This is a genomic window from Bacillus sp. MD-5, from assembly GCF_002201875.1.
Classification (GTDB): domain Bacteria; phylum Bacillota; class Bacilli; order Bacillales; family Bacillaceae; genus Bacillus; species Bacillus stercoris.
The window spans coordinates 3,820,173-3,838,461 of the sequence record NZ_CP021911.1 but is presented as its reverse complement, the minus strand read 5'-3'; the positions used below and the strand labels follow the sequence as shown (position 1 = coordinate 3,838,461).

The 18,289-nt window shown below is 47.3% G+C and carries 17 protein-coding genes and 1 pseudogene; 17 read left to right on the top strand and 1 reads right to left on the bottom strand.

The window, feature by feature from the left end; translation table 11 throughout:
• The first annotated feature begins 66 nt into the window (after positions 1-66).
• The 17 genes and pseudogenes from CDO84_RS19435 (at position 67) to CDO84_RS19355 (ending at position 16,802) form a co-directional block, all read left to right on the top strand.
• Positions 67-493, top strand: a pseudogene (locus tag CDO84_RS19435) (DUF3255 family protein).
• Positions 483-1,040 (top strand): hypothetical protein, encoded by a 558-nt coding sequence (locus CDO84_RS19430; protein ID WP_040081283.1) that lies wholly within the window; start codon positions 483-485, stop codon positions 1,038-1,040. Before CDO84_RS19435 ends, CDO84_RS19430 begins: the two are co-directional and overlap by 11 nt.
• Positions 1,041-1,079: 39 nt before the next feature.
• Positions 1,080-1,892, top strand: coding sequence for a sugar-phosphatase (yidA, locus tag CDO84_RS19425; RefSeq protein ID WP_040081284.1), 813 nt, complete (start codon positions 1,080-1,082; stop codon positions 1,890-1,892).
• A gap of 363 nt (positions 1,893-2,255) precedes the next feature.
• A complete protein-coding gene (locus tag CDO84_RS19420) occupies positions 2,256-3,242 on the top strand; it encodes a penicillin V amidase (RefSeq protein ID WP_040081286.1) in 987 nt (328 codons plus the stop codon).
• Positions 3,243-3,663: 421 nt separating this feature from the next.
• On the top strand, positions 3,664-4,989 hold the full coding sequence (locus CDO84_RS19415) for an LLM class flavin-dependent oxidoreductase (protein WP_040081287.1): 1,326 nt from the start codon (positions 3,664-3,666) through the stop codon (positions 4,987-4,989).
• Positions 4,990-5,002: 13 nt separating this feature from the next.
• Positions 5,003-5,500 (top strand): sulfur-containing aminoacid acetyltransferase SnaB, encoded by a 498-nt coding sequence (snaB, locus tag CDO84_RS19410; RefSeq protein ID WP_040081288.1) that lies wholly within the window; start codon positions 5,003-5,005, stop codon positions 5,498-5,500.
• A gap of 25 nt (positions 5,501-5,525) precedes the next feature.
• Positions 5,526-6,320: an amino acid ABC transporter substrate-binding protein gene (locus CDO84_RS19405; RefSeq protein ID WP_040081289.1), complete on the top strand. Its 795-nt coding sequence runs from the start codon at positions 5,526-5,528 to the stop codon at positions 6,318-6,320.
• Positions 6,321-6,342: 22 nt separating this feature from the next.
• Positions 6,343-7,017: an amino acid ABC transporter permease gene (locus CDO84_RS19400; protein ID WP_040081291.1), complete on the top strand. Its 675-nt coding sequence runs from the start codon at positions 6,343-6,345 to the stop codon at positions 7,015-7,017.
• A gap of 12 nt (positions 7,018-7,029) precedes the next feature.
• A complete protein-coding gene (locus tag CDO84_RS19395) occupies positions 7,030-7,779 on the top strand; it encodes an amino acid ABC transporter ATP-binding protein (protein ID WP_040081292.1) in 750 nt (249 codons plus the stop codon).
• A 16-nt stretch (positions 7,780-7,795) separates the two neighbouring features.
• Positions 7,796-8,938, top strand: a complete 1,143-nt coding sequence (sndB, locus tag CDO84_RS19390; RefSeq protein WP_040081293.1) for an N-acetyl-sulfur-metabolite deacetylase SndB — start codon at positions 7,796-7,798, stop codon at positions 8,936-8,938.
• The gene (locus CDO84_RS19385; protein WP_040081294.1) at positions 8,935-10,272 is read left to right on the top strand and encodes an MmgE/PrpD family protein; all 1,338 of its coding nucleotides are present in this window, start codon (positions 8,935-8,937) and stop codon (positions 10,270-10,272) included. The genes sndB and CDO84_RS19385 overlap by 4 nt, the downstream gene beginning before the upstream one ends.
• A 70-nt stretch (positions 10,273-10,342) precedes the next feature.
• A complete protein-coding gene (eutH, locus tag CDO84_RS19380) occupies positions 10,343-11,455 on the top strand; it encodes an ethanolamine utilization protein EutH (RefSeq protein WP_040081296.1) in 1,113 nt (370 codons plus the stop codon).
• 72 nt (positions 11,456-11,527) lie between these two features.
• The gene (locus CDO84_RS19375; protein ID WP_040081297.1) at positions 11,528-12,355 is read left to right on the top strand and encodes a DUF1206 domain-containing protein; all 828 of its coding nucleotides are present in this window, start codon (positions 11,528-11,530) and stop codon (positions 12,353-12,355) included.
• Positions 12,356-12,489: 134 nt separating this feature from the next.
• Entirely contained in the window at positions 12,490-13,431 is a 942-nt protein-coding gene (gene deoR / locus CDO84_RS19370; RefSeq protein WP_040081298.1) for a DNA-binding transcriptional repressor DeoR, read from the top strand.
• 105 nt (positions 13,432-13,536) lie between these two features.
• The gene (deoC, locus tag CDO84_RS19365; protein WP_040081299.1) at positions 13,537-14,208 is read left to right on the top strand and encodes a deoxyribose-phosphate aldolase; all 672 of its coding nucleotides are present in this window, start codon (positions 13,537-13,539) and stop codon (positions 14,206-14,208) included.
• An 81-nt stretch (positions 14,209-14,289) separates the two neighbouring features.
• Positions 14,290-15,471: a nucleoside permease NupC gene (gene nupC, locus CDO84_RS19360; protein WP_040081301.1), complete on the top strand. Its 1,182-nt coding sequence runs from the start codon at positions 14,290-14,292 to the stop codon at positions 15,469-15,471.
• A 29-nt stretch (positions 15,472-15,500) separates the two neighbouring features.
• Positions 15,501-16,802 carry a pyrimidine-nucleoside phosphorylase gene (locus CDO84_RS19355; protein WP_040081302.1) on the top strand — a complete coding sequence of 434 codons (1,302 nt, stop codon included), beginning with the start codon at positions 15,501-15,503 and terminating at the stop codon, positions 16,800-16,802.
• 44 nt (positions 16,803-16,846) lie between these two features.
• On the opposite strand, the gene CDO84_RS19350 is transcribed toward CDO84_RS19355, so the two are convergent.
• Positions 16,847-18,274, bottom strand: coding sequence for an amino acid permease (locus CDO84_RS19350; RefSeq protein WP_040081303.1), 1,428 nt, complete (start codon positions 18,272-18,274; stop codon positions 16,847-16,849).
• Positions 18,275-18,289 lie beyond the last annotated feature (15 nt).

The following is an 18,289-nucleotide window of genomic DNA, read 5'->3' as shown; positions in this document are numbered from 1 at the left end:
ATTCCTTATAACTTATGTAGTCATTGGCACAGTGCCACGGCATTCGCCTAAAAAAAGGAGGAAAGGATGGGGATCTCCTTGAAAAACAAATATGGCATTTTGTTATTCATTGCTGTATGCATGATGGTATCCGGCTGCCAGCAGCAAAAAGAAGAGACGCCGTTTTATTACGGAACGTGGGATGAGGGAATTGCTCCCGGGCCAACGGACGGCGTGAAATCAGCAACGGTCACATTTACCAAAGACGAGGTTGTGGAAACGGAAGTGATGGAAGGAAGAGGAGAGGTTCAGCTGCCTTTTATGGCATACAAGGTGATTTCCCAAAGCGCTGACGGGTCTATCGAGATTCAGTATCTCGGCCCCTATTATCCGCTCAAAAGCACGCTGAAAAGAGGAGAAAAAGGGACGTTGATATGGGAGCAAAATGGACAGACAAAAACGATGACAAGAATCGAATCAAAAGACCGGCAGGGAGGAAAAAGATGAGACATAAAAAAGCTGAAAGACTGGTGGCAGCGGGACTTGTTTTACATATCATTCAGTGGATATTTATATTATGGGCTTTTCTCAAGGTCAAACATTTATTTAGTGACTATACGATCTATAACCCTAATGTCATCAGCGGCTCCATGCAGTCCTTATCGTTTATACAAATGATGCGCGCTATGGTGTACTCAGGGGCAATCGTGAATTATGTGTTGTTTTTTGCCCTTGTATTGCTTATTTATGGCATCGTGCTTCATGCCATCCTGATCGTTCTGGAAATGGCGGCTTACGTTATGATCAGACGGAATCCTGCATCATCATGGGGGTTCTTTTTCATCGCGGCTGGTGTGAAGCTTGCCATCTTGAATATAACCGGCATTCCGTTTTTAGCTGCCGGCTTTATGCTGATGAAACAGAAAAAAGCAGAAAACGTCGTGAAAACAGAAAGAAAGCGGGAACCACGAAAACGTATCCGAAGACAAGGGCGGCGTCTAAACAGAATCCGGAGAAAACCATCTCTTCCGGTTGAATATCAAAAAGGAAAAACGATATGATGGGACTATAGACTGAAAACGACATGAAGGAGATGCAGGATGTACAAACTCATTGCAATTGATATGGATGGAACACTTTTAAATGATCATCATGAAGTAACAGAGGAGGTCCGCGACGCGCTTCACGCGGCAAAAGCGGAAGGTGTCAAAATCGTGCTTTGCACCGGCCGGCCTATCGGGGGTGTGCGGAGATACTTAGATGAACTGAATTTAATTGAAGAAGGCGACTATGTCATCGCGTATAATGGAGCGCTTGTTCAAAATACGCATACAAATGAAGTGGTCTCAGAGCTGTCTCTCGGCTATGATGATTTGGCTTCATTATATGACCTGAGCTTAGAGCTGAAGACGCCGATGCATTTCTTTGATTCATCTCATTTGTATACGCCTAACCGGGATATTAGCGAATTTACCGTATACGAATCCTATGTGACACAGGTGCCGCTTCATTTCCGCAAGATTGACGAGGTGCCTAAAGATATCCTCATCCCGAAAGTGATGTTTATTGATAAACCGGAGAACTTAAGCCGCGTCATTACATCGATTCCAAAAGACGTGAGAGAAAAATATACAATGGTCAGAAGCGCGCCGTTCTTTTACGAAATTCTGCACCCGGAAGCCAGCAAAGGAAATGCTGTACGCCAGCTGGCACAGCTGCTTGGAATTGAACAGGCGGAAGTCATGTGCATAGGCGACAACGGGAACGACCTGACAATGATCGAATGGGCGGGCTGCGGGGTGGCCATGGCAAACGCCATCCCAGAAGTATTGGAAGCCGCGAACTTTCAAACACGCTCCAATAATGAACATGGGGTTGCGCATGCGATTCAAGAGCTTGTTTTGGCGAAATAATAATGAAATCCAGCCTTTTAGGCTGGATTTTTTGTTATGTTGTGCCCGGCCGGTCTGTAAGCGCCATGAAGCCTTTTTGCGGAATGGACGCTACAACTTCTTTTCCTGCTGCCTTATAATATCAGCGATTGATCATGAAACTGCAACATTTCTGATTGGCTCTGATACAGCAGGGGCTAGTAAAAATAAAAAGGAAGCTTTCACCATAAACATCAGCATAGTACATTGAAAGAATCTCTTCGTCTTTATGTTGGAAGGTGATGTCAATCTTTTGACGAATCTCTTTGTCTTTCGTTATGCTGATAAAACAAGTTGTTCACAAAATGTATGATTTTAGCCTGAATGGAAAGGGGACTGGATCAGATGTGCACAAGTCTTACATTGGAAACTGCTGACCGGAATCATTTATTAGCGAGAACAATGGATTTTGCATTTCAGCTGGGGACGGAGGTCATTCTCTATCCGCGCCGTTACAGCTGGAAGAGTGAAGCTGACGGAAGGGTGCATCAAACACAGTACGCGTTTATCGGTATGGGGAGAAAACTTGGAAATATATTATTTGCCGACGGAGTTAATGAAAGCGGTTTATCTTGTGCGGCGCTTTATTTTATGGGATATGCGGAGTACGAAAAAACACTTCGGGGAGACGGCGTTCATATTGCCCCGCATGAATTTGTAACATGGGCGCTATCAGTTTGTAAGTCTTTGGATGACGTAAAAGAAAAGATCCACTCTTTAACGATTGTGGAGAAGAAATTAGATCTATTGGATACCGTTTTACCGCTGCACTGGATATTGTCAGACCGGACGGGACGCAGCCTGACGATCGAACCGAGAGCAGACGGCATCAAAATCTTTGACAATCAACCAGGTGTCATGACGAACAGCCCCGACTTTTTATGGCATGTGGCCAATCTTCGGCAATATATAGGATTACGGCCGAAACAATTCGAGAGCAAGGAGTTGGGCGGATTGATGCTGTCCGCTTTTGGCCAAGGCTCGGGTACAGTGGGGCTGCCGGGAGATTATACACCGCCTTCACGGTTTGTCAGAGCTTGTTTTCTGAAAGAACATCTAGAGCCTGCGGCAGATGAAACGAAAGGTGTATCAGCAGCTTTTCAGCTTTTGGCAAACATGGCGATACCCAAGGGTGTTGTGATAACGGAAGAAGACGAAATTGATTATACGCAATACACTTCTGTGATGTGCAGCGACACGGGAAACTACTACTTTCACCACTACGACAATCGGCAAATCCAAAAAGTAAGTTTATTTCATGAAGACCTAGACCGCCTTGAGCCTAAAGTGTTTTCTGCTAAAGCGGAAGAAAGTATTCTAGAACTTAATTAAGATACAATGAGCTGATTTCGGTATGAATCCGGGATCAGCTCATTTTTTTATGCGATGTCTCAGCTTCTGAATGAGTCAAAGTGGACCGATCTGCGACGGCGATCACGTGCGTTTATTAGCAAAGAGCAAAAGCGGCGGCAAAACGCGTATGGTCGGAAGTACAGATATGCATTTATATAAAACTTTGAATCAAAACGAGTCTCAGCATCATCAGGCTGTTTTGTAAGGATACAGGTTGCACAAATGCCGCTCCATGATGCTGCGAGATTCTTTTCAGCTTAAAAAGAAAAATTTGATCTTAACTCATTGACAAACGTCCAAGACAAAGGTACATTTTGATTTATTCATATTAAACGACTAGGAATATAGGAGTTTATTTTTCGGATTATTCAGCCTAAAACATGATAAAAGGAGTATCGCCATGACAAGCAAAAAGAAACAAATCAAATTAGGGGTATTTTTAGCAGGCACAGGCCATCACGTCGCGTCTTGGCGGCATCCTGACGCGCCTTCAGATGCGAGCATGAATTTGGATTATTTTAAAGAGCTTGCGAAAACAGCGGAGCGGGGCAAGCTGGATATGCTGTTTTTAGCAGATAGCCTATCAATTGACAGTAAATCACATCCAAATGTATTAACAAGGTTTGAGCCATTCACCTTGCTCTCTGCCCTGGCGCAGGTCACATCAAGAATCGGACTGACAGCAACAGCCTCCACTACATATAGCGAGCCGTTTCACATTGCCAGACAGTTTGCGTCATTGGATCATCTGTCCAACGGCCGTGCCGGATGGAACGTCGTCACTTCATCGATTGAATCAACAGCGCTGAATTTCAGCGGTGAAAAACACCTTGAACACCATTTGCGCTACAAGCGGGCAGAGGAATTTGTCGAGGTTGTAAAGGGGCTTTGGGATTCATGGGAAGAGGGCGCCTTTATCCGCAATAAAGAAACAGGTGAATTCTTTGAGAAGGAAAAAATGCATGAGCTGAACCACAAAGGAGAATATTTCTCGGTTCGCGGGCCACTGAACGTTTCAAGAACGCCGCAGGGCCAGCCAGTCATTATCCAGGCAGGATCATCAGGAGACGGAAAAGCGCTGGCTGCCAGAACAGCAGAAGTGATCTTCACAGCGCAAAACCACCTGGAATCCGCTCAAGAATTTTATCAATCCATTAAAGAACAGGCTGCAGAATTCGGACGTGATCCAGAGAAAATCGCCATCATGCCGGGTATTTTCCCGATCATTGCTGATACCGAAGAAGCGGCACAAGCCAAATACAAGGAGCTTCAAGACCTGATTATTCCATCCGTCGGTCTGCAAATTCTCCAAAATTATTTAGGCGGAATTGATTTGTCGGCGTATCCGCTTGATGGGCCTCTGCCGAAGCTTGACGCAGATGCTTCCAATGCGGTAAAAAGCCGCTTCAAGCTTGTTCAGGAAATGGCTGAGCGAGACAATATGACGATACGCGAGCTTTACAAATACGTTGCAGGCTCCAGAGGACACCATATCTTCGTCGGCACGCCGGAGCAGCTCGCTGACAAGATGCAGGAATGGGTGGATAAGGAAGCGTGTGACGGGTTTAATATCATGCCTCCGCTTCTACCAGAAGGAATTGAAGTGTTTGTTGATCAAGTGGTTCCGATTTTACAGGAGCGCGGCGTGTTCAGAAAAGAATATGAAGGCACAACATTAAGAGAGCACTTCGGTTTGGAAAAGCCGGTCAACCGCTATGCAAAGTAAGGAGGAACGCTAGATGAAGCCACAATATCGCCTTGCAGTTGAACGTGATGCTGAACAGCTTCTCGAGCTGACATTGCGGGCTTATGAACCGATTCGAAAGCTTGGCATTCGTTTTGCCGCCGCTCATGCGGATTTGGATTTGGTGCTGAAAAATATCCGGAAAAACGCCTGCTACGTCATGGAAGAAGACGGGCGGATTATCGCGACCATCTCCTTAAGAATGCCGTGGGGACAGCAGCCGGGACCGTATGGCGTTCCGCATATCTGGTGGTTCGCTGTGGACCCTGACACCGGTAAAAAAGGAATCGGAACAAAGCTGCTTCAATGGCTGGAGGAAACAATCCTCCGCGATACGTTAAAGGTTCCGTTTGTCTCACTCGGAACAGCGAATAAGCATCCGTGGCTGATTGAGATGTACGAACGAAAAGGGTATGTTCGCGCAGGTGAACAAGACCTTGGCAAAGGGCATATCACAGTTTATATGAAAAAACAATTGCGACATGATCTATAAAAAAAAGAAAAGGCGGGAAAATCAAATGAAAATGAAAAAATGGACTTTGTTGGTCGTTGCTGCATTATTAGCGGTGCTCTCCGCTTGCGGCAATGGAAACAGCAGCAGTAAAGAGGATGACAATGTGCTTCATGTCGGTGCGACAGGACAAAGTTACCCATTTGCTTATAAAGAAAACGGAAAGCTGACAGGTTTTGACGTTGAAGTGATGGAAGCGGTCGCTAAGAAAATTGATATGAAGCTGGACTGGAAGCTGCTTGAATTCAGCGGGCTGATGGGAGAGCTTCAAACAGGCAAGCTTGACACCATTTCCAACCAGGTAGCTGTGACAGACGAACGCAAGGAAACGTATAACTTTACGAAACCATACGCTTATGCGGGAACACAGATTGTCGTCAAAAAAGACAATACAGATATCAAATCAGTAGACGATTTAAAAGGGAAGACAGTCGCGGCCGTTCTCGGTTCAAACCACGCGAAAAACCTTGAAAGCAAAGATCCTGATAAAAAAATCAATATCAAAACGTACGAAACACAAGAGGGCACGCTGAAGGATGTTGCGTACGGCCGTGTTGACGCTTATGTTAACAGCCGAACTGTATTGATCGCGCAAATCAAGAAAACCGGTTTACCGTTAAAGCTTGCCGGAGATCCGATTGTTTACGAACAGGTTGCATTCCCATTCGCCAAGGACGATGCGCACGACAAGCTCCGCAAAAAAGTCAATAAGGCGCTTGATGAATTGCGTAAAGACGGAACACTGAAAAAACTCTCTGAAAAATACTTTAATGAAGATATCACAGTAGAACAGAAGCATTAAGAAACGGCGGTGAATCACCAGAATGAACACGATTGATTGGGAATTCATGATATCAGCGTTCCCGACTTTAATTCAGGCCCTTCCGATCACCTTGTTGATGGCCATAGCGGCTATGATTTTTGCCATTATCGGTGGACTTATTCTCGCACTCATTACAAAGAACAAAATTCCAGTGCTTCATCAGCTGTCAAAGCTGTATATATCCTTTTTCCGAGGCGTGCCGACACTGGTGCAGCTGTTCTTAATCTATTACGGGCTGCCGCAGCTGTTTCCAGAGATGAGCAAAATGACAGCTCTCACTGCCGCCATCATCGGGTTAAGCTTAAAAAACGCAGCTTATTTGGCAGAAATATTCCGGGCGGCCCTCAATTCTGTTGATGACGGGCAGCTGGAGGCGTGTCTGTCTGTCGGCATGACAAAACTTCAGGCATACAGACGGATTATTTTGCCGCAAGCGATCCGAAATGCGATTCCGGCAACGGGTAATACATTTATCGGACTCCTGAAAGAAACGTCACTGGCCTTTACATTAGGGGTCATGGAGATGTTCGCCCAAGGGAAGATGTACGCTTCAGGAAACCTCAAATATTTTGAGACGTACTTGGCGGTTGCGATCGTCTATTGGGTTCTTACCATTATCTACAGCATGTTGCAGGACTTGTTTGAACGCGCCATGAGCAAGCCATACCGGACTTAGAGGTGAAATCAGTTGATAACAGTAAAAAATATTCGCAAAGCGTTTAAAGATCTCGTCGTGCTAGATGGAATCGATCTAGAAGTGAAGCGCGGAGAAGTGGTGGCGATCATCGGTCCGTCCGGTTCCGGAAAATCAACGCTTCTCCGGTGCTTGAATCTATTAGAACGTCCGGATCAAGGCCTCATTGAAATCGGAGAAGCCAAACTGAACGCGGAAAAATTTACACGCAAAGAAGCACACCGGCTTCGCCAGCAAACGGCCATGGTTTTTCAAAACTACAATCTGTTTAAAAATAAAACGGCTCTGCAAAACATTACAGAAGCTTTAATCGTGGCTCAACACAAATCACGCGACGAAGCAAAACGCATTGGAATGGAGATTCTGAAACAAGTCGGTCTGGAGCATAAGGCTGACAGCTATCCGATCACAATGTCTGGCGGCCAGCAGCAGCGAATTGGCATCGCTCGGGCGCTTGCGGTCAATCCGCATGCGATCTTGCTGGATGAACCAACGTCAGCGCTTGACCCTGAGCTCGTCGCAGGAGTGCTTCAGGTCATCAAATCCATTGCGGAAAAACAAACAACGATGATCATCGTGACACACGAAATGGCGTTTGCAAAAGAGGTCGCTGACCAAGTGATTTTTATGGCAGACGGCCATATTATCGAACAGGGAACGCCAGAAGAACTGTTTGACCATCCAAAGAACGAACGGACAAAACGGTTTATCAAGCAGGTGGGAGAGCCTGCAGAGATTATATAAGAAGGGGAGAAGAACAATGGCCGACAAAACGTTTCATACCCGTTTAATCAATATGCGGCGTGATCTTCATGAACATCCTGAACTGTCATTTCAAGAGATTGAAACGACGAAAAAAATCCGCCGCTGGCTTGAGGAGGAGCAAATCGAAATACTGGACGTTCCTCAATTGGAGACTGGTGTGATTGCGGAAATCAAAGGACGGGAAGACGGCCCCGTGATAGCGATACGGGCGGACATTGACGCGCTCCCGATCCATGAACAGACGAACTTGCCGTTTTCTTCTAAGGTTGACGGTACGATGCATGCGTGCGGGCACGATTTTCATACCGCTTCAATTATTGGCACAGCCATTTTGCTGAACCAAAGACGGGACGAGCTGAAAGGTACCGTCCGCTTTATCTTTCAGCCGGCCGAAGAAATTGCCGCGGGAGCAAGAAAGGTCATAGAAGCTGGCGTGCTTGATGGTGTTTCCGCCATTTTCGGCATGCACAATAAGCCGGATCTGCCTGTCGGGACCATTGGTGTAAAGGAAGGTCCGTTAATGGCAAGTGTTGACCGGTTTGAGATCGTCATCAAAGGGAAAGGCGGACACGCCGGCATCCCAAATAACAGTATTGATCCAATCGCTGCCGCAGGACAAATCATCAGCGGCCTGCAATCTGTGGTCAGCCGCAACATCAGCTCACTGCAAAACGCAGTCGTCAGTATCACAAGAGTACAGGCGGGCACGTCGTGGAACGTGATTCCAGATCAAGCTGAAATGGAGGGAACGGTTCGAACCTTTCAAAAAGAAGCGAGGCAGGCTGTTCCGGAGCATATGAAACGGGTGGCTGAAGGAATTGCAGCGGGCTATGGGGCACAAGCGGAATTCAAGTGGTTTCCTTATTTGCCTTCCGTTCAGAATGACGGCACCTTTTTGAATGCGGCATCCGAAGCTGCGGCACGGATTGGCTGCCAAACTGTTCACGCTGAGCAGTCTCCGGGCGGAGAAGACTTCGCTCTGTATCAAGAGAAGATCCCGGGATTTTTTGTCTGGATGGGAACGAACGGAACGGAGGAGTGGCACCATCCGGCCTTTACCCTGGATGAAGAAGCCCTTACGGTTGCTTCTCACTACTTTGCGGAGCTGGCGGTTATTGTATTGGGGACTATCAAATGAGCAAACAAGGACTGACAGCAGGTCTTGCAGAGGCTGTGAGAACGTCACAGCCGGAGCATTCAGTTGACGCGATTCGCGAAGCAAAAAAAGGATTACTTGATTTTACTGCCGCTTCATTTGCAGGAAGAGAAGATAAAGGCATTCAAAAGCTCCTCCGTCTGATAGAGGATGAAGGAGGCCTGCCCCTTGTTCCTCTTATCGGACAAGGCAAAAAGGCCGCGCCATTACAATCCGCGATGCTCAATGGGTTTATCGCTCATGCATTGGATTTTGATGATGTCCACTCCGATGTAAGAGGGCATCCTAGTGCGGTCATCGTGCCTGCTCTTATGGCTTCTGCCGCTCGCGGACATGACGAGCGGCTTCTTGGCGCTTATGTTGTTGGTGTTGAAGTAATGGCACGGCTGGGCGAATCAATTGGCAGCCGCCACTATGAAAAGGGCTGGCATAATACAGGAACGCTTGGTGCGATTGCTGCCGCCTGCGCCGTAGGTTATGCTGAGGGACTGCCTCAAAAAGAGCTGGAAAAAGCGATTGGTTTTGCGGCTACGCAATCTGCTGGGATGAGGATGCAATTTGGAACAGAAATGAAACCGCTGCACGCCGGTCTGGCGGCCCAGGCTGGCTTGCTGGCCGTTAAGCTGGCCCAATCAGAATTTGGCGGGTCCCGTACGGCACTTGATGGAGAAGCTGGTTTTTTCAATCTGTACGGTGATTTGGAAAAAGCACAACACACTTTGCTATACGATTGGGGCGGACCGTGGAGAATCGTAAAGCCGGGCCTATGGTTTAAAATTTATCCATTTTGTTCCGCGGCACACCATGCTGCAGACGCGGTACGAAAGCTTATCTCTGAAGAAGCCATTTCTGCTGCCAATACCGAGCGGATTGAAGTGGTTTTTCCGCCAGGCGGAGATGCTGCATTGACGGAACGGTCTCCGAAAACTGGAGAGGAAGGCCGTTTCAGCGTTGAATATGTGATTGCTCTTGCTTTGCATGGACACGAGCTGACCGTTGAACATTTCAACAACCAGCCGATCCCTAGCAACATTCAAACAACAATTGGGCGAATTCATCGGGTATATGACAATGTTATTCAGCCGGCTCCACATGCCGTTCCGAAAGGCCGTTTCACGATTGTCCGGGCCTATTTATCAGACGGCCGGATTTGCGAAGCGCGTGTGGACTGTCCAAAAGGGGCTCCAGGAAATGAGCTGTCGGAAGAAGACATAAAAGAAAAATTGAGAGTAACGGTTCCGCAGGAAAAAACGCGACGCATTATAACAGCTGTTGAAAAAGCCGATATCAAAGAATTTTTAGCTCATATAGAATAAGATTCAGCTCTATTCGATGATTTCAGATGATATGATAAAACCAATCATACGTTTGAAAAAGGAGAAAACCATGACGGTGAATGACGCGGTTGTATTCATTTTGGCTGCCTTTTTACTATGGGGAGCGGCGGATTATTGTTTGGGAAACAGATGGGGGCTTGGCGAGCGGTTTGCGGACGGCTTTAAAGCTATGGGGCCGCTGGCGCTGTCCATGATCGGTATTGTGTCACTGGCGCCCGTGCTGGCGGCAATCCTGATTCCCATTGTTTCTCCGGTTTACACAGCGATTGGCGCGGACCCTTCTTCCTTTGCGAACACCATTTTGGCGATTGATATGGGAGGATATGCGCTGGCCGGAGAAATGGCGAAAGATCCGCAGGCCGGGCTGTTTTCATGGGTGTTTTTAGGAACAATGATGGGACCGGCAATCGTCTTCACGATTCCCGTCGCTCTTGGCATCATCGAAAAAGAGGACCATCCGTATTTTGCGAAAGGCATATTAATCGGGCTGTGCACAGTGCCGATCGGTTGTTTCACCGGCGGATTATGCGCGGGCTTTGACATCGGCATGATAGGTAAAAACCTTCTGATCCCAAGTCTGTTATCTGCTGTGATCGCTTTTGGGTTATGGCGGTATACCGACAGTATGATTCGGTTGTTTCATCTCTTCGGGAAAGCGGTCAGTGTGGTTGCGATTATCGGGCTTGCGGCTGTCTCCGTTGAAACGCTGACAGGCATTGTGCTGATTCCGGGAATGGAGAATGTCGAGACTGGGATACAAACGACAGGGACCATCGCCATTGCTCTGGCAGGGGCGTTTCCGATGACGGCTTTTATTACAAAAACCTTTAAAAAACCGCTTCAGGCTCTTGGGAAATGCCTTCATTTAGATGAGACAGCAACAGCAGGCTTGGTGACCTCTTTGGCGCATCATATCCCGATGCTGGCTTCATTAAAGGATATGACGCCGAGAGGAAAGGTCATCAATGTTGCGTTTGCGGTCAGCGGCGCCTTTGTACTCGGCAGCCATCTCGGTTTTGTAGCCGGAATGAAAAAAGAAATGGCGGCGGCCATGATCATTGGAAAAGTAGCTGGCGGAGTCACAGCTGCCGCGGCGGCTGCTTGGATGATGCCTGCACAATCAGCTGATCAGCAAAAACGTATCTCAGCCGGCCACAGCTGAGGCAGAAGCTGTTTCAACTTTGTCCAATCGGGAATGTTACAGTAAAGATTTCTGTGAAAGAGGGTTGGACACATGGCGGGGAAAGACCAGTACGTGTCAAAAATAAAACAGGAAACCAAGCCTTGGATCAAACGATTCGGGAGGCTTGGTTATTTTGCATTCGGCGGCGTTTTTATTCTGCTTGGGATTTTGGCATTTATGACGGCTGCCGGGGCAGGCCGCGCGAAAGACTCGAGCGGAGCGCTCCAAACGCTATCACATATGCCGTATGGATCGTTATTGCTTTTTTTAATAGGTGTCTGCCTTATCGGCTATGTGATCTGGATGGTGTTAAGCGCGATCAAGGACACGGAGGGCCACGGAAACAGCAGGCGCGGCCTGTCACGGAGAATAGGAAACTTTTTCAGTGCCGCCGTTTACGCATCCATCGCTTGGAATGCCTTGCGATTTGTGTTTGGCCAAGGGAAAGGCGGCACTTCAGAACAGACGTGGTCAGCTTACATATTGGCGCAGCCGTTCGGCCAATGGCTTACAGGGCTTACGGGTGCGGGTTTTATCGTATTTGCGATTGTTCAATTTATGAAAGGCGTTCGGGCTGCTTTTATGAAAGAATTCGATACGTCAAAAATGAACAAACAGATGATATGCATTACGAAAAACACCGGACGTGCAGGCAATATCGCCCGGGCCATTATTTTCTCGGCTATAGGCTATTTTCTCATCAAAACAGCCATGACCGCTGATCCCGACGACACAAGAGGCTTTGACGGCGCGCTCGCCGAACTCGCGCAGCAGCCGCATGGCAAATTGATTCTGTCTATATTGGCTTTAGGCCTGATCTTATATGGAATGTATGCCATTATGAAAGGCATTTATCAGCACATGACATGGGAGGAGTGAGCTCTGGGCAGGTCCGCGCCAAGGGCGTTTTTCAGTTTCTCTGAAATCAGGTGGATGAAAGCTGGCGCCAGCCTGTATAATAAAAGCAAATCAAAAGCAGTTTTCATCAGGACTGATCCACAAGGAGGTGCGGAATGGATCGGGAAAAACAACAATTAAGCATAGAAGCGGCAAGGCTTTACTATCAGTCTGACTACAGTCAGCAGCAAATTGCTGAGCAGCTCAACATTTCAAGGCCAACCGTTTCCCGGCTGCTGCAATATGCAAAGGAAAAAGGGTATGTCCAGATTCGCGTCATGGACCCTTTTGAGGATTTGGATGCGCTCGGTTCCATGCTTGAAGAGAAATATGGTCTCCTCGAGGCTCATGTTGTGTTTTCCCCGACACCCGATTATGCAGGAATTACACATGACCTAAGCCGCTATGGTGCAGAATATATGCATGAAACGGTAAAAGACGGCGACATTGTCGGCGTCAGCTGGGGAACCACCATGTATCAAATCGCGCAAAACATGCAGCCGAAGCAGGTAAAAGGCGTCGAGGTCGTCCAGCTGAAAGGCGGTATCAGCCACTCGCGGGTGAACACGTATTCCGCTGAAACAATTCAGCTGTTTGCGGAGGCTTTTCAAACGATGCCGCGCTATCTCCCGCTTCCCGTCGTGTTTGATAATGCGGATGTGAAGCGAATGGTAGAGAAAGACCGTCATATTGAGCGGATTATTGAAATGGGCAAGCAGGCGAATATCGCTCTCTTCACGGTCGGGACTGTCCGTGATGAAGCGCTGTTGTTTCGGCTCGGATATTTTAACGAAGAAGAGAAAGCCCTGCTGAAAAAACAGGCCGTTGGGGATATTTGTTCACGCTTTTTTGATGCGAAAGGGAATATTTGCAGCAGTGCCATCAATGACCGGACCATCGGTGTTGAGCTTGAAGACCTCAGACTGAAGGAACGCTCGATTTTAGTGGCCGGCGGAAGCAGAAAAGTATCTTCCATTCACGGAGCATTAACCGGAAAATATGCCAATGTTTTAATCATTGACCAGCATACCGCAAGGGTGCTTGTTAATGATTTGTGACACGTTCAAACCGTTCGCTGAACAAAATTTCAATTACCAATTTACATATGTTCAAAAGTCGGTTATGCTAAAAAATATCTTAACAAAAAAGGAAGTGTGCGAAGGATGTCATTAGCTAACATAATTGATCATACAGCTTTGAAACCGCATACACAAAAAGCGGAAATTCTCAAACTTATTGAAGAAGCGAAAACATACAAGTTTGCTTCAGTATGTGTCAATCCGACATGGGTGGCGCTTGCTGCGAAAGAGCTTAAGGGAACTGGAGTCGACGTTTGTACGGTCATCGGCTTCCCGCTCGGTGCCAATACAACTGAAACAAAAGCGTTCGAAACAAAAGACGCGATTTCAAAAGGCGCCACTGAAGTGGACATGGTCATTAACATTGCCGCTTTGAAAGACAAGGAAGACGATGTGGTGGAGGCTGATATCCGCGGTGTGGTGGAAGCTGCAGCCGGAAAAGCGCTTGTCAAAGTCATTATCGAAACATGCCTTTTGACCGATGAAGAAAAAGAACGTGCGTGCCGTTTAGCGGTTTCTGCGGGAGCGGACTTCGTGAAAACATCAACAGGCTTCTCTACAGGCGGCGCAACGAAGGAAGATATCGCCTTAATGCGCAAAACAGTAGGTCCTGATATCGGCGTGAAAGCATCTGGCGGAATCAGAACGAAAGAAGATGTAGACACAATGGTTGAGGCCGGAGCAAGCCGAATCGGCGCCAGTGCGGGCGTTTCCATCGTAAAAGGAGAAAACGCATCAAGCGGGGACAACTATTAAAAAGCTGACGGAAGGCAGACTGCTTTCCGTTTTCTGAGGAAAAAGTGATTGTAAGCGAATACAAATAAAGGAGAAACACATATGAAGTATTTGATTGGGATTACCGGTTTAATCGTGTTTTTAGGCCTCGCGTGGATCGCGAGCAGCGGCAAAAAAAGAATTAAGATCCGCCCAATTGTTGTTATGCTCATCTTGCAATTTATCCTTGGCTACATTCTCCTCAATACCGGGATAGGGAATTTCCTCGTAGGAGGATTTGCAAAAGGATTCGGTTACCTGCTTGAATACGCGGCAGAGGGAATCAACTTTGTGTTTGGCGGCTTGGTGAATGCGGACCAAACGACATTCTTTATGAATGTTCTCTTGCCGATCGTGTTTATTTCTGCTCTGATCGGGATTCTGCAAAAGTGGAAAGTCCTCCCGTTTATTATTAGATATATCGGCCTTGCCCTCAGCAAGGTAAACGGTATGGGAAGATTGGAATCGTATAACGCAGTGGCTTCTGCGATTTTAGGTCAGTCGGAAGTATTTATCTCCTTGAAGAAAGAACTGGGTCTTTTAAATCAGCAGCGCTTGTACACGCTTTGCGCATCTGCGATGTCCACTGTATCAATGTCGATTGTCGGCGCGTATATGACAATGCTGAAACCGGAATATGTTGTAACAGCGCTTGTTTTGAACTTATTCGGCGGTTTCATTATCGCTTCTATTATCAATCCGTACGAGGTTGCAAAAGAAGAGGATATGCTTCGTGTTGAGGAAGAAGAAAAACAATCCTTCTTCGAAGTGCTCGGAGAATACATCCTTGACGGTTTCAAAGTAGCGGTTGTCGTCGCTGCGATGCTGATTGGATTTGTCGCGATTATCGCCTTGATCAATGGCATTTTTAATGCAGTATTCGGTATCTCGTTCCAAGGCATTCTTGGATATGTGTTTGCTCCATTCGCTTTTCTTGTGGGTATCCCATGGAATGAAGCTGTTAATGCGGGAAGCATTATGGCAACAAAAATGGTGTCGAATGAATTTGTCGCCATGACGTCGCTTACGCAAAATGGTTTCCATTTCAGTGGCCGTACAACAGCAATCGTATCGGTATTCCTTGTGTCATTTGCGAACTTCTCCTCAATCGGAATCATTGCCGGTGCCGTAAAAGGACTGAATGAAAAGCAAGGAAATGTCGTCGCTCGTTTCGGCTTGAAATTATTATACGGTGCTACGCTTGTCAGCTTTTTATCAGCAGCAATTGTGGGCTTGATTTACTGAACTTAATCGAAAAGGATCGGTGACCAAACATGAGAATGGTAGATATCATCATCAAAAAACAAAACGGAAAAGAACTCACCACTGAAGAAATTCAATTTTTCGTGAACGGCTATACGGACGGAAGCATTCCTGATTATCAGGCAAGCGCGCTTGCTATGGCGATTTTCTTCCAGGATATGAGTGACCGTGAACGCGCGGACTTGACGATGGCTATGGTGAACTCCGGTGAAACGATTGATCTTTCTGCCATTGAAGGAATTAAAGTGGATAAACACTCCACCGGCGGCGTCGGCGACACGACAACGCTCGTTCTCGCCCCGCTAGTTGCGGCTCTTGATGTGCCGGTTGCCAAGATGTCTGGCCGCGGTCTCGGCCATACGGGCGGGACGATTGATAAATTAGAGGCAATCGCCGGCTTCCACGTGGAACTGACGAAGGATGAATTTATTAAGCTTGTGAACCGCGACAAGGTTGCGGTCATCGGCCAAAGCGGCAATTTAACGCCGGCTGATAAAAAACTGTACGCGCTTCGTGACGTAACGGGAACGGTCAATTCCATTCCGCTCATTGCAAGTTCGATTATGAGTAAAAAAATCGCTGCCGGGGCGGACGCCATCGTGCTTGACGTAAAAACGGGAGCGGGCGCCTTCATGAAAACAGAAGAAGACGCAGCTGAACTTGCCAAAGCAATGGTACGCATCGGAAATAACGTCGGCCGCCAAACAATGGCTGTTATTTCAGACATGTCCCAGCCGCTTGGCTTTGCGATCGGAAACGCGCTTGAAGTCAAAGAAGCGATCGACACGCTCAAAGGCGAGGGGCCTGAGGATCTTCATGAGCTTGTCTTAACGCTCGGCAGCCAGATGGTTGTGCTTGCAAAAAAAGCCGACACATTGGACGAAGCGAGAGCGAAGCTGGAAGAAGTCATGAAAAACGGCAAAGCGCTTGAGAAGTTCAAGGATTTCCTGAAAAACCAAGGCGGCGACAGCTCAATTGTTGACGATCCGTCTAAGCTTCCGCAAGCGGCATATCAAATTGAGGTGCCTGCGAAAGAAGCGGGTGTCGTCTCCGAAATCGTCGCGGACGAAATCGGCGTCGCAGCAATGCTGCTGGGTGCCGGACGCGCCACAAAAGAAGACGAAATTGATTTAGCCGTCGGCATCATGCTCCGCAAAAAGGTCGGCGACAAAGTAGAAAAAGGCGAACCGCTCGTGACGCTTTACGCCAACCGCGAAAACGTCGATGAAGTCATCGCAAAAGTCTATGGCAACATCCGCCTCGCCGCGGAAGCGAAGGCGCCGAAGCTGATTCATACGTTGATTACAGAATAAAAAATAAAGCACATCCCATGCTGAGCGGGGGTGTGCTTTTTTGATTATAGGATGTGATCAGCCGGATATTCCTCTTGGCTGATTTTTTTCGTTTTTGAAACATTTCTTTTAAAATGGTAGATGAGATAACAAAGGATGATACAAGGAATTCCGCAGAAAAGTGCGATTCTTTGATTGGGATCAAAAGCAAGACCGATACAAGAAGCTGAACATAATAAGAGAGCGGCTATAGGCATAAGAGGATAAAGCGGGGTGCGAAATGTCAGGTCTTTTACATTTCCCCCTTTTTTCAGAAACCTCTTTCGAAACAAGAGCTGGGACAAGGCAATGCTCATCCAGACCACGACTCCTGCAAATCCAGCAATTGCAACCATCACCACATAGACAGTTCCGGGGGCCACGATACTCGAAATGAGAGATAAACAAGATACAGCCATACTGATCATTAAGGCATTTAAAGGAATCCCTTTCGATGTGACTTTCTTAAAACGGGAGCTGATCATGTTTTCATTTGCTAACGACCACATCATACGGGTCGAAGCATATAAGCCTGAGTTGGCGACAGACAGCAAGGCTGTTAATATCACGAAATTCATAATGTCCGCGGCGTAAGGGATTCCGATCTCCGCAAATACGGCGACAAACGGGCTTTCAATCACGCCTGCGTCCTGCCACGAAATCAACCCGGATAAGACGAAGACAGCGCCAATGAAAAAAATGACTGTTCTCCATGCGACATTACGGATGGATCGCGGAATATCCTTTTGAGGATTTGCTGATTCTCCTGCTGTAACGCCGATTAACTCTGTACCGGAAAAGGCGAAGCTCACAGATATCATCGCGATAAAAACGGCGAGAAAGCCATTCGGAAACAGCCCGCCATGGTCTGTGAAATTTGACAGCATAGGAGCATCCGCCATCCCGTTTAAAGAGATCAGGCCAAACATGGCGGCTCCTCCTAAAATGATAAATAAAATAATGGTGACAATCTTTACGCTGGAAAACCAAAATTCAGTTTCCGCAAATAACTTAACTGAAAATGCGTTGCATACGAAAAGAAGAGCCGCAAAAATCGCACTCCACATCCACACACTGCTGTCCGGGAACCAGCGCTGCATGAGAATACCGGATGCGGTAAACTCAGAACCTACCGTCACCACCCAATTGATCCAATACATAATGCCGACCATAAAACCGGTTGATGGGCCGATGAATGTTGTCGCATATTTTTGAAAAGAGCCGGTTACCGGCATGGCAACCGACAATTCGCCGAGACATTGCATGACGAGGTACATCATCAACCCACCGATTACATAAGCGAGTATCGTACCGCCGGGTCCGGCTTGATGCAGCGTATAGCCTGTACTGAGAAAAAGTCCTGTGCCTATGACGCCTCCCAATGAGATCATAAATAAGTGCCTGCTTTTCATTGTGCGTTTTAGCTGTTGGCCGCTGTTCTCCTGAAGATTCACTGTCTCGCCCTCCTT